General features: G+C 51.3%; 17 protein-coding genes, 1 tRNA gene and 1 pseudogene. 10 read left to right on the top strand and 9 right to left on the bottom strand.

Annotated elements, in window-relative coordinates:
- Positions 1-105: 105 nt before the first annotated feature.
- Positions 106-2,643, top strand: coding sequence for an ABC transporter permease (locus ACYVAD_RS23100; protein ID WP_461141904.1), 2,538 nt, complete (start codon positions 106-108; stop codon positions 2,641-2,643).
- A gap of 59 nt (positions 2,644-2,702) precedes the next feature.
- On the opposite strand, the gene ACYVAD_RS23095 is transcribed toward ACYVAD_RS23100, so the two are convergent.
- From ACYVAD_RS23095 to ACYVAD_RS23085, 3 genes are all read right to left on the bottom strand, one after another.
- On the bottom strand, positions 2,703-3,455 hold the full coding sequence (locus tag ACYVAD_RS23095) for an SDR family NAD(P)-dependent oxidoreductase (RefSeq protein WP_461141903.1): 753 nt from the start codon (positions 3,453-3,455) through the stop codon (positions 2,703-2,705).
- Positions 3,456-3,671: 216 nt separating this feature from the next.
- Positions 3,672-3,896 (bottom strand): hypothetical protein, encoded by a 225-nt coding sequence (locus ACYVAD_RS23090; protein ID WP_461141902.1) that lies wholly within the window; start codon positions 3,894-3,896, stop codon positions 3,672-3,674.
- A gap of 19 nt (positions 3,897-3,915) precedes the next feature.
- Positions 3,916-4,299, bottom strand: coding sequence for a DMT family transporter (locus ACYVAD_RS23085; protein WP_461141901.1), 384 nt, complete (start codon positions 4,297-4,299; stop codon positions 3,916-3,918).
- 1,239 nt (positions 4,300-5,538) lie between these two features.
- Between ACYVAD_RS23085 and ACYVAD_RS23080 the strand changes: the two genes are divergently transcribed.
- The 5 genes from ACYVAD_RS23080 (at position 5,539) to ACYVAD_RS23060 (ending at position 11,064) form a co-directional block, all read left to right on the top strand.
- Positions 5,539-6,816: an HD domain-containing protein gene (locus ACYVAD_RS23080; protein WP_461141900.1), complete on the top strand. Its 1,278-nt coding sequence runs from the start codon at positions 5,539-5,541 to the stop codon at positions 6,814-6,816.
- Positions 6,817-6,958: 142 nt separating this feature from the next.
- Positions 6,959-7,987, top strand: coding sequence for a UDP-3-O-(3-hydroxymyristoyl)glucosamine N-acyltransferase (lpxD, locus tag ACYVAD_RS23075; protein WP_461141968.1), 1,029 nt, complete (start codon positions 6,959-6,961; stop codon positions 7,985-7,987).
- A gap of 71 nt (positions 7,988-8,058) precedes the next feature.
- The gene (locus ACYVAD_RS23070) at positions 8,059-9,453 is read left to right on the top strand and encodes a bifunctional UDP-3-O-[3-hydroxymyristoyl] N-acetylglucosamine deacetylase/3-hydroxyacyl-ACP dehydratase (protein ID WP_461141899.1); all 1,395 of its coding nucleotides are present in this window, start codon (positions 8,059-8,061) and stop codon (positions 9,451-9,453) included.
- 119 nt (positions 9,454-9,572) lie between these two features.
- On the top strand, positions 9,573-10,367 hold the full coding sequence (gene lpxA, locus ACYVAD_RS23065; protein ID WP_461141898.1) for an acyl-ACP--UDP-N-acetylglucosamine O-acyltransferase: 795 nt from the start codon (positions 9,573-9,575) through the stop codon (positions 10,365-10,367).
- Between the two features lie 73 nt (positions 10,368-10,440).
- Complete coding sequence (locus ACYVAD_RS23060; protein WP_461141967.1) at positions 10,441-11,064, top strand: ABC transporter ATP-binding protein; 624 nt, start codon at positions 10,441-10,443, stop codon at positions 11,062-11,064.
- A 98-nt stretch (positions 11,065-11,162) separates the two neighbouring features.
- Here ACYVAD_RS23060 and ACYVAD_RS23055 read toward each other — a convergent pair whose 3' ends face one another.
- Both ACYVAD_RS23055 and ACYVAD_RS23050 read right to left on the bottom strand, forming a co-directional pair.
- Positions 11,163-11,675 carry a DUF4126 family protein gene (locus ACYVAD_RS23055; protein ID WP_461141897.1) on the bottom strand — a complete coding sequence of 171 codons (513 nt, stop codon included), beginning with the start codon at positions 11,673-11,675 and terminating at the stop codon, positions 11,163-11,165.
- Between the two features lie 215 nt (positions 11,676-11,890).
- Positions 11,891-13,066 carry a dipeptidase gene (locus ACYVAD_RS23050; protein WP_461141896.1) on the bottom strand — a complete coding sequence of 392 codons (1,176 nt, stop codon included), beginning with the start codon at positions 13,064-13,066 and terminating at the stop codon, positions 11,891-11,893.
- Positions 13,067-13,260: 194 nt separating this feature from the next.
- Here ACYVAD_RS23050 and ubiE point away from each other — a divergent pair, with 194 nt between their 5' ends.
- From ubiE to ACYVAD_RS23035, 3 genes are all read left to right on the top strand, one after another.
- The gene (gene ubiE / locus ACYVAD_RS23045; RefSeq protein WP_461141895.1) at positions 13,261-14,004 is read left to right on the top strand and encodes a bifunctional demethylmenaquinone methyltransferase/2-methoxy-6-polyprenyl-1,4-benzoquinol methylase UbiE; all 744 of its coding nucleotides are present in this window, start codon (positions 13,261-13,263) and stop codon (positions 14,002-14,004) included.
- Positions 13,947-14,702, top strand: a complete 756-nt coding sequence (gene porT / locus ACYVAD_RS23040) for a type IX secretion/gliding motility protein PorT/SprT (RefSeq protein WP_461141894.1) — start codon at positions 13,947-13,949, stop codon at positions 14,700-14,702. Before ubiE ends, porT begins: the two co-directional genes overlap by 58 nt.
- A gap of 163 nt (positions 14,703-14,865) precedes the next feature.
- Positions 14,866-14,943: transfer RNA gene (locus tag ACYVAD_RS23035), tRNA-Val, on the top strand.
- Positions 14,944-15,408: 465 nt separating this feature from the next.
- Here ACYVAD_RS23035 and ACYVAD_RS23030 read toward each other — a convergent pair.
- Positions 15,409-15,837: pseudogene (locus ACYVAD_RS23030) on the bottom strand (DUF1810 domain-containing protein).
- 11 nt (positions 15,838-15,848) lie between these two features.
- Positions 15,849-16,307, bottom strand: coding sequence for a hypothetical protein (locus ACYVAD_RS23025; RefSeq protein ID WP_461141893.1), 459 nt, complete (start codon positions 16,305-16,307; stop codon positions 15,849-15,851).
- 244 nt (positions 16,308-16,551) lie between these two features.
- On the opposite strand from ACYVAD_RS23025, the gene ACYVAD_RS23020 reads away from it, so the two are divergent.
- Entirely contained in the window at positions 16,552-19,959 is a 3,408-nt protein-coding gene (locus ACYVAD_RS23020) for a HEAT repeat domain-containing protein (protein ID WP_461141892.1), read from the top strand.
- A gap of 78 nt (positions 19,960-20,037) precedes the next feature.
- On the opposite strand, the gene ACYVAD_RS23015 is transcribed toward ACYVAD_RS23020, so the two are convergent.
- Together ACYVAD_RS23015 and ACYVAD_RS23010 are read right to left on the bottom strand one after the other, a co-directional pair.
- A complete protein-coding gene (locus ACYVAD_RS23015) occupies positions 20,038-21,198 on the bottom strand; it encodes a Gfo/Idh/MocA family protein (RefSeq protein WP_461141891.1) in 1,161 nt (386 codons plus the stop codon).
- 123 nt (positions 21,199-21,321) lie between these two features.
- Entirely contained in the window at positions 21,322-24,024 is a 2,703-nt protein-coding gene (locus ACYVAD_RS23010) for an alpha-L-rhamnosidase (protein ID WP_461141890.1), read from the bottom strand.
- Positions 24,025-24,243: the final 219 nt, after the last annotated feature.

Here is a 24,243-nt window from a genome sequence, read left to right as displayed (position 1 = left end):
GGTTTTTACGCTCTTAGTTTTCAGCTTTCGTTGCTAAGCCCGTTGTTTAGCGCTCTACCTTATGATCTGGCTTAGGCTAGTCGTTGGTAATTCTCTTACCAGTTTATGTTATTCCTTTTAAAAATGGCCTGGCGGGATAGCCGCCGGAGCCGTCAGCGATTATTACTATTCATGTCGGCCATCGTGCTGGGTATTGCGGCCTTGGTGGCTGTCAACTCCTTTGGCGACAATCTGGCCCGTAGCATCAATGAGCAATCTCGTGAATTGCTCGGCGCGGACCTGACTATATCCTGGACCAGCCCCCCCTCCCGCCAAACGCAGCAGTTTGTCAAAAAAGTTGGGAACGATCGAACGTATGAGGTGTCCTTCCCGTCACTGGTATCCATTCCCCGGACTGGCGGTGTGCGGCTGGCTCAGGTCAAAGGACTGACCGGCAATTTCCCCTACTACGGAAACTGGGAGGTTCAGCCAGCCTCGGCCGTTCAACAGTTTCGGCAGGCAAAAAGCCGCGTTGCGCTGGTCGACGATGCCTTACTGGTACAACTGGACGCGCAGGTTGGCGACTCGGTCCGTCTGGGTAACACGTCCTTTCTGGTAGCCGGACGGGTGGCAAAGACGCCGGGCCAGGCGGCCATTACAACCAGCGTAGCCCCGACGGTTTTCGTCGCCAACGAGTTTCTGAAAACTACGGGCCTGCTGGAACGGGGTAGCCGGGTCAGTTACAAATATTATTATCAATTTGCCCCCGGCACCAACGTCGAACAGTACATCAAACGCTTTTCGGAGCGGTTAGACCGAGAAGGCCTTAATGTTGATACCATTGCCAGACGCCAGCGGCAGACCGGCCGATCTTTTTCTGACCTGACACAGTACCTGAGTTTGGTTGCGTTCGTGGCCTTGCTGCTCGGTTGCGTGGGTGTAGCCAGCGCCGTACAACTTTACGTCAAAGAAAAAGTAGCTTCCGTGGCCGTTCTTCGCTGCTTAGGTGCCAGCGGACGGCAGGCTATGCTGATTTACCTGATCCAGACGGCCCTGATGGGTTTATTGGGAGCCATTATTGGGGCGCTGGTCGGCTCAGCAATTCAGATTCTTCTTCCCCAGATTTTTGGTCGGTTCCTACCCGTCGAGGTCGAGACAACCTTGTCTGGCCCCGCCGTCCTGGCCGGCATTGGCACGGGGCTATTGGTATCGATCCTCTTCGCCCTACTTCCGCTACTGGCCATTCGGAACGTATCGCCCCTGCTTACGTTACGTAACACGCCGGAAGCGACGCAGGCCCGCGAACAGCGCGACCCATTACGTTGGCTGGTTTACCTGCTTATTGTCGGCTTTATTTTCGGCTTTGCCTATTTGCAGACTGGCGCTCTTCAGCAGGCGGCCTGGTTTACGGTCGGTTTGGCTGCTGCCTTTGGCGTACTGACCGGATTCGGTCTGGGCCTGATCTGGCTGGTACGTCGCTTCTTTCCGGCTTCCTGGAGTTTCGTTTGGCGACAAAGTCTGGCTAACCTGTATCGCCCGAATAACCAAACCCTTATTTTGGTAACCGCCATCGGTCTCGGCGCTTTCCTGATCTCGACGCTATCACTAACGCAGGGGCTGTTACTCGGGCGGGTAGCGCTCTCCTCCAGTGGCAATCAGCCCAACATGGTGCTGTTCGACATTCAGAATGAGCAGGTTGCGGGAGTACGGTCGCTTGTCAGTCAGCAGCGGATGCCGATTCTACAGGACATGCCCGTTGTAACAATGCGCCTGTCGGCCGTTAATGGTAAAGGAGCCCCGACCCAGGCAGTCAAAAAAGGTAATCAGGATACAACCGCCCGCACACCCGGCTGGGCGTTCACCCGTGAATTTCGGGTAACATACCGCGATACGTTGATCTCGTCAGAAAAGCTGATTTCGGGCAAGGCTCCCTACCAGGAAAATGGAGCGGTTTACGTTTCCTTTGATCAGGGCTTTATGGAGCGTATGCGGCTAAAGCTGGGCGATACGCTTGATTTTAATGTACAGGGTGCTCCCCTACAAGTAATCATTGGCGGTACGCGCGAGATCGACTGGAACCGGGTACAACCTAATTTTCTTGTCGTCTTCCCGTCTGGAGTATTGGAGCAGGCCCCCCAGTTTCACGTGCTCATGACGCGCGTTCCTAACAACCAGGCGTCGGCTCAGTTGCAGCGTCAGTTAGTGCGCTCTTTCCCGAACGTATCAGCCATCGATCTTGACCTGGTTCTGAAAACGCTGGACGACATTCTGGGGCAGATTTCGTTCGTCATTCGGTTCATGGCACTGTTCAGTATTCTGACCGGCCTACTGGTGCTGGCTAGCTCGGTTATTATCAGTAAGTTCCAGCGGTTACGGGAAAGTGTCCTGCTGCGAACATTGGGCGCCAGTCGAAGCCAGATTTTGCGAATCACCGCGCTAGAATATGGCTTGTTGGGGTTGTTGGCAGCTCTATCAGGCATTCTGCTGTCGCTCGCAGGTACCTGGGCACTGGCTTACTTTCTGTTCGAGACCCCTTTCCGACCAGACACGCTCGCACTACTGATTATTGCCCTGGTCGTTACGGTTCTGACCGTGTTGATTGGCGTTTTCAACAGCCGTGACGTCCTGGTACGCCCCCCCCTGGATGTTTTGCGAAGTGAATAAATCAAAAGCCCATCATGTCGTAACGTGATGGGCTTTTGGTAGTAACGTAGTCTTGATTTTTACTGAGCGAGATAACCGCCATCAATAGGGTAGTAGGCACCAGTCACGAAGGATGCTTTGTTCGACGACAGCCAGATAACCAATTCTGCAACTTCTTCAGACTTACCTAAGCGACCAATCGGGTGTAAACCGACTAAGCCATCATAAGCTTCGTCGGGCAGTGCTTTCAGCAGGGGTGTATCAATGTAGCCGGGACCAACTGCATTGACCCGAATACCTTTGTCGGCGTATTCCAGCGCTGCCGCTTTTGTTAAGCCAACAACACCATGCTTAGCGGCTACGTAAGCCGAAGACTTCTGAGTCCCCGCCTGTCCAAGGATCGATGCCATATTAACGATGGCACCATGACCCTGTTTTTCCATCTGCGCCAGCTGGTATTTAAGTCCGTAGAAAACGCCGTTTAAATTGATGTTGATAACCTTTTGCCAGGATTCCAGGCTATAGTCGGCCACCAGGTTTTGTTCACCGCCGATTCCGGCATTGTTGCAGGCAATATCCAGTTTACCGTATCGATTAACAGCTTCATTAACCAATCGCTCATTATCGGCAGGATTACTGACGTCAGCCAGCACAAAATGCGCCTGTACGTCCATACCCTTTATTTGCTCAACAACAACCTGCCCCTTTTCGGCATCCAGGTCAGATACTAATACGTTGGCTCCATGCTGCGCATACAGCAGGGCAACCGCTTTCCCAATGCCTGAAGCAGCTCCTGTTACGAGCGCTGTTTTACCGGCTAATGAATGTTCCATATGCTTAGATGCTTATAGGAATTAAACTCCTTATAGCCCGAATGGTTACATTTTACTATAGTTTACCCATAGCTGATCGGTACAGATTAGCACATCGGTTACACAACCGATTAAGAAGAAAAACGCAAAACTTGGTGGCTCGTAGTAATTCAGTTTAACCCAAACGTATTGTTTAGACAATACGTAATATCGGATTAGGAAGCCGCTTTCAAGCAGCTAGTTAGCAGCAGCATCTTTAGGGGGATCAACTTTACGAACCTCGCTGGCACTCAATGTAATCGTGAACTCACGCCGTCGGCTATTCCAACAATGTACTCGCTCCCCATACTGACTAATAACCGGTACAGGCCAGTCAATATCGGGATTAGCTGTCTGTTGCGCCCGAGCGTTTTCCTCCTGGATCGGCTGTATCCAATCATCAACGTTAAATTCCTGTTTCATAAATAGTCCGTTTTGTTAATCAGACGGCTGGAGCGAATAGTTTCAGACCAACGATACCGATAGCGATCACCCCAATAAAGAGCAGCTCCGTTACTGACCAGCTTGCCCGAAACCAGATTACGTCCCCCGCTTTGATGCAGATCAACGACAATGCCATCCAGACGGCAAAGGTGGTCGTAGTAGAAATGGTGCGCATAGCGACCGACAAGAGTACGGAATTAAGCGCGCCGAATACGATGTATCCCAACCACGGACCAACAGCCACCCAGCCATCTGCCCAAAAGCTAGACCAACGTAAGGCTTTTAAACCGTCAATCTGAACGAATTTCAGGGAGTATGTCCAGCCCATCTGGCAAAGCCCGGCTCCTATCAGGCACAACCACGAAAGCAAAGTTGGGTGCATTAGCGAAACGTCAGAATCAGTTAAATAATCCTGTTCGCAAAGAACGTTGGTTTAGAAAAGCTCACCAACACGAAAAGAAAGACTTCACAAATCGTTGATTTCAACAGCATGGCTATTTCCGCCAGAGACTTATTATGTGATGATAGTAGTGTTCCAATGCTCACCTCGCCTTCTACACAACTTATCTACGATTGAGAAAAATTAAAGCCCATTAGTGGCGAGTTTGTGGGCGACAAGAACATAAAAAAAGCACTCAGTTATAAACTAAGTGCTTAATTGTCAACGTGGGCCAGCCAGGGCTCGAACCTGGGACTTACTGATTCACTTTCCTTCGGTTTCCCAAAGTAGTTGGACTATCTCATCACCCTCGTCGGATCAGCCATTACACTGAAAATCGTTAGGGCGGGGGGCGTTAGTAGAAGTGTATTGGTTGGTTTCCTCACTTCTTAGTCTCTGCACCTTTTAGGTTACTAAAACAACAAATCATCGTTCTAACCATTCACCTAACTTGGCTCAGGATTGCCATCGGCACAGCTCATTCGAGCTGTCGTTACGGTTTCCCTGAATTAACCCCCTGCTCATCCCGCGATTTCTCACGGGAGGCACCAGCGACTATTCGTTGCACATTGTGAAATGATAACTCAGGATTGTGTACTTCTGCATGACAGTTTGAGCACAACAACTCACATTTTGATGCTTCTTCAATAATGTCACTCCATTTCTTGTTGGAAAGAATTCGAGAGTCAAGTTTGAATTGCTTCTGATACGAGTCAATGTGATGAAAATGCAATGCTGAAACATTTGTCGCATAGCCACAACGATTACACTTCCCCCCAAATAACTGAATCAGCTTGACCTTACGGTCTAATGATCGTATCGTTTGGGAGTGATACGTATTCGTCTGTGCTTTTACCCGATGGTAATGATCTTTCTGCTTGCATGTGTTGCCACAATATTTCTGCTTCTGACCGCTAATCGGTAATTGGCAAACTACACACAACCTGCTCATGAGTAAGAAATTTAATCTTATCAGACGCGTTGAGTATGATTTTCACAATGTCAAAGAACAATACTTCGATGAGTCAGGCACTCTAACCAACTGAGTTACAAGCCCATTGTTAATTACCAGAGGTTATCAACAGTACAAATTTACAATAAATTTAGATATAGCACTGGTTTTGCGGGAATTTCCACACCAGATGGGGTTTATGCTGTATTCCAGTCTGGTATCTTTGTTCAATGGCAACGCCTAATAAAAAGAAGATTCTCAACGACCCCGTCTACGGGTTCATCACCATTCCGACCGAGCTTGTTTACGATCTGGTCGAGCACCCGTACTTTCAGCGGCTTCGGCGAATCAAGCAAATGGGGTTGGCTGATTACATTTACCCCGGTGCGTTACATACCCGGTTTCACCACGCGCTAGGCGCTATGCACTTGATGGGGCAGGCTATGCAGACACTTCAGAGCAAAGGACACCGGATCAGCGATCCTGAGTGCGAAGCGGCTCAGATCGCTATCCTGCTGCACGACGTTGGGCATGGTCCGTTTTCGCACGTACTGGAGTCTTCGCTGCTCGATCATGTACCTCACGAAGCGATCTCCCTACTACTCATGCACGAGCTGAACCGGCAGTTCGACGGACGACTGACGTTGGCGATTCTTATGTTTGACGGAACCTACGAGCGGCCATTTTTCCACCAGCTTATTTCCAGTCAACTGGACATGGACCGGATGGATTACCTTAATCGTGATGGCTATTATACCGGTGTAGCCGAAGGAGCCATTGGGGCCGAACGTATCATTAAAATGCTGGACCTGGTCGATAACCAACTAGTTGTCGAGGCTAAAGGCGTCCTGAGCGTCGAGAATTTTCTCAATGCCCGGCGGCTGATGTACTGGCAGGTCTATCTGCACAAAACGTCCATCTGTTGTGAGTCAATGCTCGTACAGATTCTACGCCGGGCTCGTTTTCTAATTCAGCAGGGTGCTGATGCGGATCAACCCATCATCGCCCCGGCTACGTTCGCGCTCTTTCTCCGCGAAAGCGTTTCACTACCCGATTTTCAGATAGACCCTAAATACATAGCTGCCTTCACACAGCTGGACGACTACGACGTCTGGGGATCAATCAAGCAATGGGCGCTGCATCCCGACCGGGTTCTGTCCACGTTGTGCCATATGTTGCTTAATCGGCAGCTGTTTAAAATTACGTTGTCAACAGAACCCTTCGACGAACATCTGATTCATGAGTTAGCCAGCCAACTCCGTCTGGCGGGGGTAGCTGACGAGGATCTGTCTTATTTTCTGGTTGAGGGTCAGGCGACCAATGCCGCGTATTTACCCTCGCAGGAGCGGATCAACATCAAGCTAAAAACCGGCGAAGTCATTGACATCGCCGAGGCTTCTGACCTCTCGAATGTTCATGTGCTCACCAACATCGTTCGTCGCTACTACGTTTGCTGGGCTAAGGGGCTGGATGTCTTTACGACTGTCGGTCAGCAGCCCGTTTCCTAGGTTATGTCCTCCTTCTCTGTAGAATATACTACTAACAGGGAGGAATTACGGGGCTTTCATTCGAAAAGTGCAACTTGTTAGCTACCTTAGCGGCTCAAATGCCTGCCTGATTCAGGCACGTTGGGACAGCAATAATACGTATATGGAGTTTACAGTCAGACAGATCGCCATGCTGTTAGCGGGCGACGTAGTTGGAGATGATACACTAGTGATAAAAGGCCTGGCAAAAATTGAAGAAGGCAAACCTGGTGACATCTCGTTTCTGTCGAATCTTAAGTACGAAACACACTTATACACAACGGGTTCCTCGGCCGTGATCGTTGATCGGACGTTCGAACCCAAAAAGTCGGTTGCCGCTGCACTTATTCTGGTCGATAACGCCTACTCGGCCTTTACTCGTCTGCTGGAAGAGTATTACAAAGTACTTAGTTTTTCGCGGTCGGGCGTTGAGGAGCCCGCCTTCGTGGGAGCAGGTAGCCAGATCGGCGAGAAAATTTATCGGGGTGCTTTTTCATACATCGGGCAGAATTGCCGGATTGGTCAGAACGTCAAGATTTATCCACATGCGTATGTGGGTAACAACGTCACCATCGGCGATAACACGATTGTTCATACTGGCGCTCGCGTTCTGGACAACTGCGTCATCGGTAACCACTGCGTGATTCACCCTAATGCTGTGATCGGTAGTGAAGGATTCGGTTTCGCCCCGCAACCCGACGGTACGTATAAAACGATTCCGCAACTAGGCAACGTTATCTTGGAAGACTACGTTAATGTTGGCTCCAACACCACCATCGATTGTGCAACCCTGGGCTCGACCATTATTCGGCGGGGCGCTAAGCTGGATAACCTGATTCAGATTGCCCACAATGTCGATATTGGTCAAAACACCGTTATTGCCGCCCAGACAGGCGTCTCAGGCTCTACCAAGCTTGGTGATAATTGCGTGATTGCTGGACAGGTTGGCTTTGCCGGTCACCTGACCATTGCTAATGGGACAAAAGTAGGCGCGCAGTCAGGCGTGGGTAAAAACGTTACGCAGGAAGGTTTATCGATAAATAGTTCGCCAGCTTTCGATCTGAAAGAAAGCATGCGTTCACTGGCCGTTTTCCGTCGGTTACCGGAATTAGACCGCCGGTTAAGCGTACTGGAGAAAAAAACAGAAAAATGACATTCATTAGTCACTTGTTGACCCATAGTAACATACCGTTATTCAACTCACCAAGGACTGACTGCTAACTCATGAATACCAAACAACAGACGATTCAGAAAGCCGTTTCCGTGTCAGGCGTAGGTCTGCACACGGGCGTTTCGGCGACGATGACCTTTTTACCAGCCCCCACCAATCACGGCTACAAGTTCCAGCGGGTTGACCTGCCTGGACAACCCATCGTGGACGCCGATGTGGATAACGTTGTGGACTTGTCACGGGGAACAACCATCGAGCAAAGCGGAGCCCGTATTCATACCGTTGAGCATACGCTGGCAGCTTTGGTAGGCCTTCAGCTGGACAACATCTTGATCCAACTGGATGGTCCGGAGCCTCCCATCATGGATGGATCGTCTATTCAGTTTATCGAAGCGTTACGATCGGCTGGCGTCGAAGAGCAGAACGCCACCCGCAATTATTTTGAGGTGAGCGAATATGTCCACTACCGCAATCCAGAAAAAGACATTGAGCTGGCGGCCCTGCCGCTCAACGACTACCGGCTAACGGTGATGGTAGATTACAACTCGCGGGTAATTAGCAGCCAGCATGCCTACCTGAACGACATCAGCCAGTTTCCAGAGCAGATTGCCAACTGCCGGACATTTGTGTTTCTGCACGAACTGGAAGCCCTGTATCGGCAGAACCTCATTAAAGGTGGCGATCTGACCAACGCGATCGTTATCGTAGATCGGGAGGTAAACGACGGGGAACTGGACTACCTGGCCGATCTGCTCAAAAAACCAAAGGTCAGCGTCAATAAGCAGGAAGGCATCCTGAACAACCTGGAGCTGCACTATCCCAACGAAATGGCCCGCCATAAGCTGCTGGATATGGTGGGAGACCTGGCGCTGATCGGTCGCCCCATCAAAGCGCAGATTCTGGCCGCCCGTCCAGGCCACGCAGCCAACGTAGCGTTTGCAAAAAAGATCAAAAAGCTGATTCAGAAAAACGCAGCGAACCAGGTTCCGCAGTATGACCTGACGCAGCCCCCCGTTCTGGACATTAACCGGATTTCACAGTTGTTACCCCACCGGTACCCGTTCCAGATGGTCGACAAGATCATCGCACTGGACGAGAACAGCGTGGTTGGCGTCAAAAACGTGACCATGAACGAGCCCTTCTTTCCGGGGCACTTTCCGGGTAACCCCGTCATGCCGGGTGTAATGCAGCTCGAATCGATGGCTCAAACGGGTGGTATTCTGGTACTTAGCACCGTACCCGATCCAGAAAATTACTGGCCATTTTTGGTAGGCATCGAAAATTGCCGGTTCCGGCGCAACGTTTTGCCCGGCGATACCGTAATCTTTCGGTGTGAGTTCACCTCTCCAATGAAACGAGGCATCGTTAAAATGCAAGGCCGGGGCTATGTAGGTAATCAGTTGGTGTGCGAAGCCGACATGATTGCCAGTCTGGTCAGGAAAAAATAATGAAAAGCTACTAACGCAGGCAAGAATACCAAATAATAGACCGTATCGTTTGAGAACTGAAGTCGTGCGGTTATGCTGTTATTTTGTCGGTGCTTTTCGCGACCTATGATCAATACTTTATGATTCAACCATTAGCTTATATCCATCCTGAAGCGAAGATTGCGCAAAATGTAGTTATTGAGCCGTTTGCCATCATTCACAAAGATGTCGAAATCGCGGAAGGAACCTGGATTGGCTCGCATGCCGTCATTAACGAAGGCGCCCGGATCGGCCGTAACTGCAAAATCTATTCAGGAGCGGTTATCTCAGCAACCCCACAGGATCTCAAGTTCAAGAACGAATATACCAAGACAATCATCGGCGATAACACGACGATTCGCGAGTACGCTACGATCAGCCGGGGGACCGAAGAGCACTGGAAAACAGAGATCGGATCGGATTGTCTGATTATGGCTTATGCGCACGTAGCCCACGATTGTCGAATTGGCGACCACTGTATCATCACGAACAACGTACAGATGGCTGGCCACGTCCACATGGGTAACTGGGCCATCATTGGCGGGTCGAGCTCGGTATTGCAGTTTACGCGGATTGGCGCCCATGCGATGATTTCGGGCGGCTCGCTGGTTCGGAAAGATGTCCCCCCCTATACCAAGGCTGCACGGGAGCCTCTTTCTTACACAGGGATCAACTCGGTTGGACTGCGTCGCCGGGGATTCGACAGCGATCGTATCAATCACGTCCAAGATATCTACCGTTTCATTTACATGCGCGGTTTGAACAATGCTGATGCGTTGACGCAGATTGAGTTGGAACTCCCACCATCCAATGAGCGCGATGAGATCGTCAATTTCATTCGCAACTCCGAGCGTGGCATCATGCGTGGTCCGTCATCAGGCGGAGAACGCGACTAAATAGATTATGACAAAGCAATGGATACTGGTTACTCAATACGTGGCCGGTATCCATTCGCCGTTTTTATCCATCATGCCCATAACCATCAGCGCTGACCAGGTTGGAAAAAAATACCGGAAAGAATGGATCTTCCGCAAGGCTGATTTAACCCTTAGCAGCGGAACCAGCTACACGTTTGTTGGCCCAAACGGCAGTGGCAAATCGACTCTACTCCAGGTGCTTAGTGGTAGCTTACCCGCTACTGAAGGTACCTTGACGTACTCACTGGCGGGAAAGGCTCTGGAAGGCGAAGACTGGTTCCGTTACGTGAGTATAGCGGCCCCCTATCTGGAACTGATTGAAGAATTAACGCTCGATGAATTGCTGGCTTTTCACCAGACGTTCAAGCCGTTCAAAGCTGGTTTAAACGCCGATTTGATTGTTGACCGGATGCTGCTTCAGCGGGCTCGCCACAAAGAAATTAAATACTATTCGTCGGGGATGAAACAGCGGGTGAAACTGGGACTGGCTTTTTTCTCCGTGTCTCCGGTCGTTATTCTGGACGAACCAACGTCGAACCTGGATCGGCAAGGTATAGACTGGTACCGTGATGAAGTCCGCCAGTTAGATGGTGATCAGCTTCTGTTGATCGGCTCCAACCAGCCCGAAGAATATGACTTCTGCCCAAACGTAATCGACGTAATGCAGTGGAAGTAAACCCCGAACGCTGTTCTCCGGCTTCGGACTAACTGGCTTGTTGGTTCACACAAAACCCTCGCTTCGGCCGATCAACTGCCGAAGCGAGGGTTTCTGATTTAGACTGCGGCCTCACCATTCGGCTGGGGAGCCACTTCGATACTATTAACAATTGCCCAACCAGCCCCGACGGCCAGGACATCTTCGGTCAACGCGCCAACGGCATCTGGAATCCCCAGATCGTGGTCAAGAAACGTGCGCAGCCGAAAGAATAATAATGTACCCACGGCAGCGCCCAGCCCGCCCAGGATGGCGCCGATAGGCGCGTTCTCTCCTTCCACTTCGCTGAGGGCCGCCCCGCAACCAGCCCCAGAAATAAGACGCCCACCAAACACCGGTGGTTTGGTCCGATCGGGCGCACCGGGCAGTTTATCACCAATAATTTCCCCACCGGCCATCACAGCGAGTCCTATGGCAACCGGTGGTTGCGCTAAATAGTGTATCGGCTGGGTTGGCTGTTTTGTGGGTATAGTTCGTACCAGTTTCCGACTCAATAAAGCGGGGGCTGTCATGGACCGCATTCCCGCAATCACGCCTATTCCAAAGGCTTTCCAATACGTATTTACCATCATCTAATTTTGTTGAGTAAAATAAGCAGGCCACTAATTGGTCTGCTTCCAGCAGAAGCCGGTAACGAGCGAGTTTGTTCGAAATATTCGCTCTTTATTACCAAGTATACTTCTTCCTAGTTTGTCCACACGCGTTTTCTTAGCGATCCAGCCAGCGACTACCAGCAAAAAGCCCGGCGTTAACCGGGCTGATTCTCATAGAGGCTATATCATTACGTTTACTTTACTTTGGCCTGTCCCAGCACCCGTAGTAGATTTCCTCCCCAGATCTTGGCAATATCGGCTTCGGAGTATTTCCGCCGGATCAACTCGTTGGTTAGATTGCCAATCTCACTGACGTCTTCCAATCCGTTGACACCCCCGCCCCCATCGAAGTCAGAACCGATCCCAACGTGATCAATCCCCACCAGGTTGACAATGTGATCAATATGATCGACAATATCCGACAGGCTGGCTCGCTCCGGCGCAAACACTTTAGCCAGCGAATCACTCTCGGCCTGTAGTCGAGCCTCTAACTCGGGCGTTATTACCTTGCCTACCCGAGCCATACGCACTTTCGTTTTAGCGGCCCGAAAGGCATCTGACGGTTTTTTCAGGTAGTCGCTTACGAAATTGACCTGCACCACACCACCTTTTTGGGCAATCGCCTGGATCATATCGTCGGTCATATTTCGCGGAAAATCACACAGCGCCCGGCAATTTGAGTGCGACGCAATAACGGGCGCTTTTGAGAGTTCAAGAGCATCATAGAACGTACTATCAGCGACATGTGATACGTCGATCAGTATTCCCAGCCGATTCATTTCGGGGACAACCTTCTTCCCGAAATCGCTCAATCCGCCGTACAGCGGGCCATCAGGATCAGTGGACGAGTCGCCAATGAGGTTATTTGCAAAATGCGTCAGGGTCATGTACCGACAGCCCAGATCGTAATACGTTTTCAGCATCGCTAGGTCATCCCCCACCGGATAGCCATTTTCCATACCGACAAAGACCGCCCGCTTGCCCAGTTTCTGAATCCGATAAGCATCGGCGGGCGTCGTGGCCAGTTCAGCCAGATTAGGATACTTTTTCAGCGCCTGATGAATCAGCTCAAACTGATGCAATGCGTTTCGTTTGGCCTCGGCATGTCCTTCGGGCGTACGCGGCCCCTGAGACGTATAGACGGCGAAAAACATGGCATCCATACCGCCCTGCTTCATTCGTGGAAAGTCGATCTGTGAGCCATCTTTTTTAGTATCGTGCGCCACGCCCACATCGAAACCAGGTTTCTGCATCATCGTTGGTGCATCGGCATGCGTATCAAGCGTCAGAATACGGTCGTGCAGTGACTGACCGTAACTGGTAAGTGTTAACAGTATCGTGCTAAGTAGTAAGTAAGAGCGAACCGGCATCGTGTGTAGTTGAAAGAGTCATCTCTGAAAACTACGGAAAGGCGCTTCCAAACGCAAACCGGTCACGGCGCGAAACTTTCCTCCCCAACGCCGGGTTTGCCAGTCACCTGCCATCGGGACAGTAATTTATTCTCTTTTCCCGGCAGCTTCCTTAATTTTACGTCCCCAGCAGACACAGAGTCTGCTCCACTCGTATGGCCGTCGTTCCTTATAAAGATAAAGATACCTCCAAGCGCGAACAGGTTGCCGAAATGTTCGACGCCATCTCGCCTAAGTATGATTTGCTAAACCACGTACTAAGTGGCGGCATTGATATTCTCTGGCGTAAACGAGCCATTCGCGAGCTGGGCAAATACCGCTCGGCTACGTATGCCCCCAAGCGCATTCTGGACATTGCTACCGGCACCGGTGATTTTGCGCTGGAAGCGCTCTCGCTAAAACCCGACAAGATCGTTGGCATGGACATTTCCGAAGGGATGCTGGCCGTGGGTCGGGAGAAGATGAAGAAGCGTGGCGTTGACCAGATTATCGAAATGCGAATGGGCGACTCAGAAGGTTTACCACTACCGGACAATGATTTCGATGCTGTCATCGTTGCTTTTGGAGTACGTAACTTCGAGAACCTGCTCAAAGGCTTAACCGACATGCACCGCGTCACGCGCCCTGGCGGTGTTTGCGTGGTGCTGGAGTTCTCAAATCCGCGTCAGTTCCCGTTTAAACAAGTTTACGGTTTTTATTCCCGGACTATCCTGCCGCTGATCGGACGTTTAGTAAGTAAGGATTCATCGGCGTATACGTACCTGCCCGAATCGGTGCAGGCGTTTCCCGACGGCCCTGACTTCCTGCGTATTTACGAAGCGGCTGGCTTCACGAACACCAAATGGATACCGCTCACCTTCGGCATTGCATCAATCTACATCGGTCAGAAAAAAGCCTGAGGGCTGCGTTTTGCCTACTAGTCGTTTTTAGTTTCCTGACTACGCTTTCGGCTCAGGCGCAAACTTATAAATACGTACGTAAGCATCTGGAGCATTACGACGATAAACCTATTCACTACGGTTTTTTCTTCGCGGCTCCGATCACTCGCTTTTCGGTTGGTTACAGTCCGGCCTTTGTTACGTCGGCTGATTCGGCCTACCGGATTTATTCACCAAACAAAGGTGGGTTTCGGGTTGGCTTTGTCATAAACGGCTATCTGGACGATCGATTTGACCTACGCCTGACACCCGCAGTATCGTTGTACAGTCGTGAAGTGCAGTATGACTACCCAGGCGGCAGCACGCGCACGGAAGTACGCGAATCGACCTGGCTGGATTTTCCGCTTCTGCTCAAATACAAATCCCAGCGCCGTAACAACTCGCGTATGTATTTGCTGGCTGGTGGTGCTTTCAGCTTCGAAACAAACGTTCGTCGGCGCGAAACGCAGGGCTTATCCCGGCTTAGCACCGGAACAACGGACCTGTCAGTGGAGTACGGAATTGGTTTCGAACAGTTCTTTGAGTTCTTCAAGTTTGCACCCGAAATTCGGTTTTCGCATGGGCTGACCAACTTGTACCGACCAAGTACTAATGCAGCCAGCGTTGGAATCCGAAAGTTAACATCTCATTCGATTACCCTCTATCTGAATTTTGAGTAAAAGACCGACGTAACGCGGTGAATCCTTTCAACAAAAGATACTTGACGGTCAATTGATTAAGGTCGTAAGCCTTCGAAAACAGAAATTTTTCTAACTTTTTTTCGTCTTAGTGCTTGCAAAAAGGCTGTTTACCCCCTTATCTTTGCATCACCAAAACAGGAAAGGGAGTTTAGCTCAGCTGGTTCAGAGCATCTGCCTTACAAGCAGAGGGTCGGCGGTTCGAACCCGTCAACTCCCACCAAAACAAAAAGCACTTAGCAGTCGATGTTAAGTGCTTTTTGTTTTATGCATAATATGTTTACCGCATAAATAGAAAACATTCTTTAATATGTATTGAAGAAGATTACATCAGAGTAAATAACTGCCAGCTAATCAGCATAGCGTTCAAAACTATCAATATGAGACTTAGCTGATGATGGAGGCTAACAAGCTTGGGCTGTAACCGAATGAGTAAGTAGAACGAAAAGCTACATAAAGCAATATTTAGGAAAGTAAGGATAAGAGCGTTGCTTAATAATCCAGGGAAATAACTAAGATATAAAGTTTTCGCCTGCCCGAAAGTATCTGCATTCACCGACGTTATGATCCATAGTAGTACATTGGCTACTGCGATAACGCAAAGTATCAGGCCAGAATAAAAGTTTGCTTTCATTGCTTTATCAAACGTTAGTGAGACTTTTCGCGCACTAAGCTTTAGCATCTCGTATTAGACCTTCCCCAGCTCTTTTAACGTCTTCTCATCCGGCTCACCACCGTAATACTTATCCAGCACCGCCAGAAAAACCGAGTTGGTGGGTTGGACCAGTGAGAACAGGGTCATGCACGAACGCAGCTTTAGATCATCGGGGCTGCCCAGAATCTGGTTGGCAGTTTCACCTTCCACCTATAGCATAGCTGCGCTGATCTCAACCAATCGAGGACCTAGGATTGGATGCACTAGGTACTCACTGGCTTCCGACAGGTCCTTGATACCGTAAAACTTTGCCGTGCTGCTGAAACCCAGCCCAGCGAGTTGCGGAAAAATGTACCACATCCAGTGGCTTTGTTTGCGGCCCCGCTTTATTTCCGCCAGTGCGCGCTCATAGTCTTCGCGCTGGGCATCCAGAAATCGATCTAAATCTGCTTCTGTCTTCATGTTTCTGTTGGTCAGTCTTTTACCCGTGTGTAGGTTTCAACGATAATATGATCGATGCCACGCTCGGGTATTTTCTCCACGCCTTTCTGAATCAGCGTATCACCTTTGATCTGGATAACAAAGTCAAAGGCACGACCTTCCCAGGCTTTGTCGGCAAAGTAATCCAAATGCTCGGTGTAAGCACTGTCAGCCAGCGTGTACCGGCCTCCACCCGCCGAGAAAGCCTGCGTTGAATCGCCGGACTTACTAGCAGGATGATTCAAAAAGGCAAAATGAGTGTCGTTGATTACCTTGATCATCTTCTGCCCCGGACTAAACGTAGAGTATGTCGAATCATTCTCGGTGGTGGTAGCTGCTATTAATTCCCAGGTGCCTACCAAGGGAGCTTTTTGATCTTGCTTTGAGCAACTGCTCAGACTAACCAGCATAGAGAGTCCGATGCAGGGAATAGCCAGAAATGTTTTTTTCACGATGGTAGTGTTGTATCGTTAGCAAATAGGGATGAGTGAATAAGCTGATGAGAATCAAAAAAAGCCACTTTTCCAGAAACAGGACGGTAAATATCAGCGGCTTAACGCTTCTTCTCTTGTGCGAGCGAGACCCGCTGCTAAACACGGTTGACAAAGTAAACAGCCCGTCCATTATACTGCTACCCAGCAATGCACGGCTGTCTTCCTTGATTGATTGAAGCATATCCAACAATTCCTGATCCGAATGCAAAAGACTAAGAAACTAATCTGGCTGAGTACGCTGGTTCCCGCCTTTTGTCTGGTTGGTTACCAATCCGCCAAAGACCCGATCGACCGGCGTATTAAGCGTATGGTGCCCGAAAAAGCCGCGCAGCTAGCCAAAGCCATCGAGGCTACCGTCACTCCCGAACTGGCGGAGGGGCTGACTCTGAAGTTATGGGGTGTTGATTCGCTGGTGGCTGACCCAATCGCCATTGACATTGACGATAACGGGAGCCTGTATTATACGCGCACGAACCGGCAGAAAAACTCCGAGTTCGATATTCGTGGGCACCAGGATTGGGAAATTGCCTCAAACCAGCTACAGAGTATTGAGGATAAACGCGCCTTTCTGCGCCGGGTACTCGCCCCTGAAAACAGCGCTAAGAATGAGTGGCTGAAAGACCTCAACGGCGATGGCTCCCACGACTGGCGGGATATGACCGTCGAGAAAGAAAATGTGTACCGCATCGAAGATACGTCCGGTGATGGCGTCGCTGACTTATCGCAACTTGTTGTTGATGATTTTAACGACGAAGTGACGGACGTAGCGGGTGGCGTAATGAAACACGGCGACGACCTTTACGTAGCGGTTGGTCCCGACCTCTGGCGCATGCGAGATAAGGACGGTGACGGTATTGCCGAAACAAAAACGTCGATCTCACACGGCTATGGCATTCACATTGGCTTTGGTGGCCACGGTATGTCGGGCGTCGAGATGGGCCCCGATGGTCGAATTTACTGGCAGATCGGCGACATTGGCTTCAACGGCAAAGGTCCCGACGGAAAAACCTGGTCGCATCCAAACAGTGGCGTCATCGTTCGATCAAACCCCGACGGCAGCGATTTTGAAGTATTTGCGCATGGGGTTCGGAACACGCACGAGTTTGTTTTTGATGAGTACGGCAACCTGATCAGCGAGGACAACGACGGCGATCATCCGGGCGAGAAAGAGCGACTGGTTTACATCGTCAATGGGTCCGATACGGGCTGGCGTAGCAACTGGCAGTACGGTAAATACCGGGACCCCAAAAACAATACGTATAAAGTCTGGATGGACGAACGGATGTACCTGCCCCGCTTCGAAGGCCAGGCAGCTTACATTACGCCTACCATTGCCAACTTTGTGAGTGGTCCGGCGGGTATGCGTTACAATCCTGGCACGGCGCTAAGTCCGGCGTACAAAAACTCGTTTTTCATTGCTGAATTCGTGGGTGGGCCTGCCCGCTCGGGTATTCACTCGTTCAAGCTGAAGCCAAAAGGCGCTTCGTTTGAACTAGGGGAGCAGAAAAAGGTCTTGGGAAACATATTGGCTACCGGAATCGACTTTGGCCCGGATGGCGCCCTGTACGTAGCCGACTGGATCAATGGCTGGGATACGAAAGACTACGGTCGTATCTGGAAACTGGACGACAAAGCTGGTGCAGCCTCGGCTGAACGTAAACTTACCAAAGCCCTGCTGGCGGAGAAATTTGTCGGCCGTTCGGACGCTGCTCTGGGCGAACTACTAAAAAACCCGGATATGCGCGTTCGGCAGAAAGCACAGTTCGAACTGGTTAACCGGGGCGCTAAAGGGGCTCCGGTCTTGGCGGCTGCCACGAAACAGACAGATAACCAGCTAGCCCGTGTCCACGGCATCTGGGGCCTCAGCCAACTGACCCGGCAGGACAAGCAGTACGGCCAGTTGTTGATGCCACTACTGACGGACAAAGATCCCGAAATTCGGGCACAGGCGGCCAAATGGCTTGGTGACGTCCGATACAAAGAAGCTGGTGCAGCGCTAATTCCGTTACTGAAAGATTCGAACAGCCGCACTCGTTTCTTTGCCGCCGAGGCCCTGGGACGTATCGGCTACGAAGCTGCCGTTCAACCGCTCATCAGCTTGCTGGAAGCCAACAACGACGAGGACGCCTACATCCGTCATGCGGCCAGTTTGGCTCTGGCCCGGATTGGTAAAGCTGCACCCGTTACGGCTCTGGCTAGTCATCCGTCACGGGCGGTACGTATCGGTGCCGTCGTGGCGTTACGTCGCATGAGCGATCCGGGTATTGCCGCCTTCCTGGCTGATAAAGACGAATTTGTCGTTACGGAAGCCGCTCGGGGCATCAACGACGATCTGTCAATTCCGGATGCCCTGCCAGCACTGGGCAAGGTTTTGCAAACGACCAGCTTTACCAACGAAGCCCTGGTTCGTCGCGCCATCAACGCCAATCTGCGCGTGGGTACCCCCGAAGCCATGCAGACCCTGATCATCTACGCGGACAAAGACGGCGCTCCCGTTGCCATGCGGGCGGAAGCACTGGATGCCTTGAGCACGTGGGCCAGCCCGTCGCTACTCGACCGGGTAGATGGGCGCTACCGCGGTAAGGTTGACCGTGATCCCGCTATGGTCAAAACCAAAACGGCTGAAACGTACGTCACAATGCTGACGAATCCGGCGTTACCGTTGCGCCTGAGCGCCCTGAAAGCGATCGCCAAGCTGAATCTCACCGACGCCGGTGAGTCCGTGTTTCGTCTGGTTACGTCGGACAAGGAATCAGTGGCTCGCATCGCAGCGTTACAGACATTAGCTGCGTTGAATGATAAGCAACTGAACAAAGCCGTCGAACAGGCGCTGGCCGATAAAGAAAAGAATGTTCGGGTCGCCGGGTTAGATATGCTGGCGAAATCCGACATGGCCAAAGACCGCATGGTGACGCTGCTGACGGAGGTGATCGACACGCGTACAACCGAAGAGAAACAGGCCGCTCTACTTACGCTTGGCCGGTTACCGATTGCCAGCTCGCAAAAACTGTTCGATCAACTGCTGACAAAAATGGCGGCTGGAACGATGCCATCTGAGCTACAGCTAGAACTGGAAGAAGCCATCGACAGTACGCATTCAGCACCGCTGATTACCCGCTATAAAGCGCAGATGGCGAAGCTGTCGCCGGACGCGCTGGCCGCTACATACAAAGGCAGCTTGTTGGGTGGCGAACCTGATCTAGGTCGACGTATTTTCTTCCGTCATCAGAACGCGCAATGCATTCGCTGCCATGCCTATGACGACCTGGGTGGTAATGCAGGGCCACGGCTAAACGGTGTTGCGAGTCGACTCACGCGCGAGCAGTTGCTGGAAGCGCTGATCAATCCCAGCGCGCGTCTGGCTCCGGGTTTTGGCACCGTTACGCTGAAACTCAAAAATGGCAAGACGGTCAGCGGAATTCTACAGGGCGAGACCGCTACGGGCGTTACGGTAAAAGTTGGCGATAAGCCTGATGCCGTCATTCCAAAAGCTCAGATCGCCAAGCGGGAAACCGCTCCATCAAGCATGCCGGAAATGAAGTACCTGCTTACCAAACGGGAAATCCGGGACGTCGTGAGCTTCCTGGCCACGCTCAAAGACGACAAGTAATAGACCACAAACAGCAAGCCCTGCCAACGTTTGAAACGTTGGCAGGGCTTGCTGTTTTTAAGGAGAACTTGTTTGCGCTTAGTCAACAGTAACTCGCTGTCCATTTTCCGCCGACCGTAGACCGGCTTCCAGCACCCGAATAGTTTTCAGACCATCGGCAAAGTTGGGTTCGATGACGGTTCCCCTATCAATAGCATTCAGGAAGTCGACAACGGCGTGAACAAATGTATGTTCGTAGCCAATGATGTGCCCCGCTGGCCACCAGTGCTGCATGTAGGCATGCGTTGGATCAGTCGCCAGGATTGTCCGGAACCCCTGCGCGCCTTCGGGATCGTTTCGGGAGAAATACTGCAACTCATTCATGCGTTCCAGATCAAACTTGAGGCTGCCCTCGCTACCGTAAATCTCGAATGTCAGCCCATTTTTCCGACCAGTAGCAAAGCGGGTCGCTTCAAACGACCCCACGGCACCACTCACAAACTCAACTAGCATCAGCGCGGCATCCTCTACCGTAACGGGGCCTTTCTCCTCGCCTTTGGTCTGCGCGCTCAGGTTTCCCGATGTCGACTCGTCGGCAATGGGGCGCTCGGTGATGAAGTTGGTCGTCAGGGCCGATACCGTAGCAATATCACCAACCAGGAAATGAGCCAGATCGACGGCATGCGAATTCAAATCCCACTGCGGCCCAGCCTGGGCGGTTTCCTTACGTAACTGCCACGTCAGCGGAAAATTGGGATCCACAATCCAGTCCTGCTGGTAGGCACAGCGCCAGTGAAAAATTCGGCCGACCTTCCCCTCGCCGATCAGTTTTTTTGCCAGTTGCACGGCGGGTAATCGCCGATAATTGTGATTGAGGTAATGAACGACGTTGTTCTCCTGGCACACATTCAGCATTTCAGCCGCCTGCTCGCTGTTCATGGCAAGTGGTTTCTCGCAAAAGATATGCTTACCCGCTTTAGCGGCCGCCATGGCGACGTCGTAGTGCAACTGCTGCGGCAGGGCAATGTCAACGATGTCGATATCAGGCCGAGAAACCAGCTTCTGCCAGTCGGTTTCAGTTTCTTCCCAGCCCCAATTCTGAGCAAATTCATCCAACGACGCTTGATTACGTCCGCAAGCTACCTTCAGCACCGGTTGACTGGGTACGTCGAAAAAGAGCGGGGCTTTTTTCCAGGCGTTGCTGTGCGCTTTGCCCATGAACTTGTAGCCGACGATGCCGACGTTGAGTTGCTTTTTCATGTGTAATTCAGTTACGTTATGAAAATGATTTTCAACACAGAGGCACAAAGAGCACAGAGTCGTATATGGGCAAAACTACCCTCACAAAGCCTTTGTGCCTCTGTGTTGAAAAAAAAATATTGTTTATCGTATCTCCAACTGATACGTACCAGCCTGTAAAACATACTTATTCTGCTGAGCCGGTAACGCCTTACCGTTTTCGTGCGCTTTTTGACCATTTGCCAGCATCAGCGTGGCCGTCGAGTTAGGCGGAATCGTTACGTTGTACGCAATGCTGGTTCCGCTCCGTTTCCAGCCTGAACGAATCGTCCCGTAGGGTCCGTCGTGCGAAGCCGAAAACTGATCAAGCCCCTTCACAAAATTGGGCTCCAGCACGACATTCTTGAAACCTGGCTGCTGCGGATCGGGCTTGATTCCACCTAATCCTTGATACAACCATCCGCCCACCGCACCGAACATAATATGGTTCATTGAAATATCGTGTTTCGCGTCGATATCCCAGTTTTCGTACAGCGTCGTCGCGCCATTGGCGATCCACCAGCCCCAGGACGGGTACGTTTCCTGAGCCGCCAGTGTATAGGCTACGTCGGTCTGGCCATTGTCGCTAAGCGCGCCCAGAATGGCTTTGGTACCGAGCAGTCCTACATCGAGGTGGTTCTTGTCGGCGGCAACGCGCTTGGCCAGGTTAGCCGCTACGTTACGTTTCAGATCGTCGGGGACAAGGCCCCAGTACAGCGGCACGCTCAATTCTGTTTGTAGGCCAGTGCTATACAGCGCCGTTTGCCGGTTCAGGTATTTATCGTTAAACGCTTTCTTTATTTTTTCGGCCAGCATCGTGTAGTACGTATAGTCCGTTTGCTTGCCCAGCACCTTAGCTGCTTTTGCCAGGATGGTTACGTCGGCAAAATAGTGCGCGGTCGATGTCAGCTCCACCGGCGACTTCGATTTCACGGGTACCCAGTCACCCAGGCCCCAGGTCGTCAGGCCAGTAGGATATTGCTCGTTGATGTGATCAACGTAACGTTTGATGTTGTCGTAACAATCGGCCAGCAGTTTCGTATCGCCGTAGAACAGGTAAATGTTCCAGGGAATGATGGCAATGGTGCTGGTCCAATCGGGCCCGTTACCCCATTCGTAGCCCCAGCCATCGGTCGGAATAATGGATGGCAGAACACCGTTCGGTTGCTGCTCGTCGCGGTGGTCGGCCAGCCATTTTTCGTAGATGGTGATCCCATCGAAGTTGTATAGCCCTGTTTCGCTGGCGATGTGCGCATCGCCCGTCCACCCGTTTTTCTCCCGCTGCGGGCAGTCGGTCGGGTAGCCAAACAGGTTCGATAGGTACGAATTATTCGCGGCCCACCAGATCTTGTCGATGGTTGGGTTCGACGAGTTGACTTGTCCAATGGCCGGTACGTCACTATGCATAAAATAGCCTGTCAGGCTCTCGGTCGTCAACGTAACGGGTTTATTACTCGTCACCTCCACGTATTGAAAGCCTTTGTAATTGAAACGAGGCATGAACACGTCATCCATCCCGCTCAACGTCAGCAAATCAACCTGAAAGGGGTCGCTGTTATCAGTAGGTCGATAATGCTCGTTAATGTTGGATTGGTCGACGTGGCCATCACCGTTCTTGTTCAGGCGTTCGGCATGTTTCAAACGTACAACGATTCCCGCCGAGCCTTTTACTCGAAGCTGGCTCACCCCGGAAATGTTGCGGCCCAAGTCAAACACATAGGTCGTGTCATCCAGTTTTTTGATCGTTTTCGCCGGAATGGTTTCTACGTTTCGAACGGGGTGCATCGCCTGCGCCACTACGTTCTCCGACGGCGCCGACCGGTACATGACTTCTTTCCATTTGGAGTCGTCAAAATCAGCCGTGTTCCAGCCGGGTTGCTCCAGTCGGGCGTCATAGTGCTCAGCGGTATAAATGCTGTTGAATACCACCGGGCTCAAGGCTGTTTTCCAGTCTTTGCCCGACGTAATAGTTTCCGTAGTGCCGTCATCGTACGTAATGCGCAGGTCCAGACAAAACGTCGGCCGGTTGCGCCACGGCGCTTCGTGAAAATACCAGACCGCCGTCGACTGGTGGTTGTACCAGCCGTTGCCCAGCAACACACCAATCGCATTTTTACCCGATTTCAGGTGATTTGTTACATCGTAGGTAACGTAGAGCGTCCGCCGGTCGAATCGAGTGTACATGGGATCCAGCCGGTGGTTACCCACTTTCTGCCCGTTGATCGACAGTTCGTACAAACCCGCCACAGCGATGTAAGCGCGGGCACTTTTTACTTTCTTTTTTGTATCAAACGCCTTCCGAAAATAGGGTGCTGGTTTTAGTTTAACATCCCGCGTATCGCTGATCCAGGCTCCCTGCCAGTTCTTTGATTCTATCATGCCTGTCTCAAAACTAGCCGTCTGTCCAGCGCCTGGTTTACCTTCCTTATCCCAGGTCATTACACGCCAGTAGTATTTAGTAAACGGTTGCAGTGCTTTTCCGGCGTACGTAACGAGCTGTTTATCTGACATAATCTTACCAGACGCCCACTGTTCCGCATTCTCTCTGGCCAACGCCAGTGAGTCGGTACTTACCCAGAGCTGATACGCCGTTTGACGAGCGCCCCGTTGCGAATCATCTATCCGCCAGGTAAATCGCGGCTGACGTGCATCAATCCCCAGCGGGTTCGGCAGGTACTCACAGCGCAGATTAACGGGGGTAGACAGAGCCAGTACTCGACTGGCTGTTACCAGTAGCAGACTACTCACAGTCAGTAGAAACGTTATTGAGGTGAAGAGGGTAATCGTAAACGCACGGATACGTTGCATGTGGGGCTCGCCTTTCGGATTGAGAACAGTCATCTCTTATAAAAAGGGAAATAAAGGCTTTTTACCCGTTTCGTGACTGATTTAAGTCATTACCAATACACCAGCCTCAACAATCATGAGCTACCATTTCTCTGGTCGGCTGGCTGTAAGTTGGATCAGGCTACCTTGCGGCACAGGTCTTTCCTCCTTTTTACGTACTTTTGCGGCCAAGTTCTTGTC

Source organism: Spirosoma pomorum (genome assembly GCF_054776615.1).
This window is presented reverse-complemented; position numbering and strand designations above follow the sequence as displayed.

What these genes read in the sequence shown, in the direction of transcription:
- ACYVAD_RS23090 (WP_461141902.1), bottom strand. Translation starts at nt 3,896, where the DNA reads ATGAAACAGGAATTTAACGTTGATGATTGGATACAGCCGATCCAGGAG.
- ACYVAD_RS23095 (WP_461141903.1), bottom strand. Translation starts at nt 3,455, where the DNA reads ATGGAACATTCATTAGCCGGTAAAACAGCGCTCGTAACAGGAGCTGCT.
- ACYVAD_RS23085 (WP_461141901.1), bottom strand. Translation starts at nt 4,299, where the DNA reads ATGCACCCAACTTTGCTTTCGTGGTTGTGCCTGATAGGAGCCGGGCTT.
- lpxD (WP_461141968.1), top strand. Translation starts at nt 6,959, where the DNA reads ATGGAGTTTACAGTCAGACAGATCGCCATGCTGTTAGCGGGCGACGTA.
- lpxA (WP_461141898.1), top strand. Translation starts at nt 9,573, where the DNA reads ATGATTCAACCATTAGCTTATATCCATCCTGAAGCGAAGATTGCGCAA.
- ACYVAD_RS23015 (WP_461141891.1), bottom strand. Translation starts at nt 21,198, where the DNA reads ATGAAAAAGCAACTCAACGTCGGCATCGTCGGCTACAAGTTCATGGGC.
- ACYVAD_RS23070 (WP_461141899.1), top strand. Translation starts at nt 8,059, where the DNA reads ATGAATACCAAACAACAGACGATTCAGAAAGCCGTTTCCGTGTCAGGC.
- ACYVAD_RS23100 (WP_461141904.1), top strand. Translation starts at nt 106, where the DNA reads ATGTTATTCCTTTTAAAAATGGCCTGGCGGGATAGCCGCCGGAGCCGT.
- ACYVAD_RS23080 (WP_461141900.1), top strand. Translation starts at nt 5,539, where the DNA reads ATGGCAACGCCTAATAAAAAGAAGATTCTCAACGACCCCGTCTACGGG.
- ACYVAD_RS23050 (WP_461141896.1), bottom strand. Translation starts at nt 13,066, where the DNA reads ATGCCGGTTCGCTCTTACTTACTACTTAGCACGATACTGTTAACACTT.
- ACYVAD_RS23020 (WP_461141892.1), top strand. Translation starts at nt 16,552, where the DNA reads ATGCAAAAGACTAAGAAACTAATCTGGCTGAGTACGCTGGTTCCCGCC.
- ACYVAD_RS23055 (WP_461141897.1), bottom strand. Translation starts at nt 11,675, where the DNA reads ATGATGGTAAATACGTATTGGAAAGCCTTTGGAATAGGCGTGATTGCG.
- porT (WP_461141894.1), top strand. Translation starts at nt 13,947, where the DNA reads ATGGATACCGCTCACCTTCGGCATTGCATCAATCTACATCGGTCAGAA.
- ACYVAD_RS23060 (WP_461141967.1), top strand. Translation starts at nt 10,441, where the DNA reads ATGCCCATAACCATCAGCGCTGACCAGGTTGGAAAAAAATACCGGAAA.
- ACYVAD_RS23010 (WP_461141890.1), bottom strand. Translation starts at nt 24,024, where the DNA reads ATGCAACGTATCCGTGCGTTTACGATTACCCTCTTCACCTCAATAACG.
- ubiE (WP_461141895.1), top strand. Translation starts at nt 13,261, where the DNA reads ATGGCCGTCGTTCCTTATAAAGATAAAGATACCTCCAAGCGCGAACAG.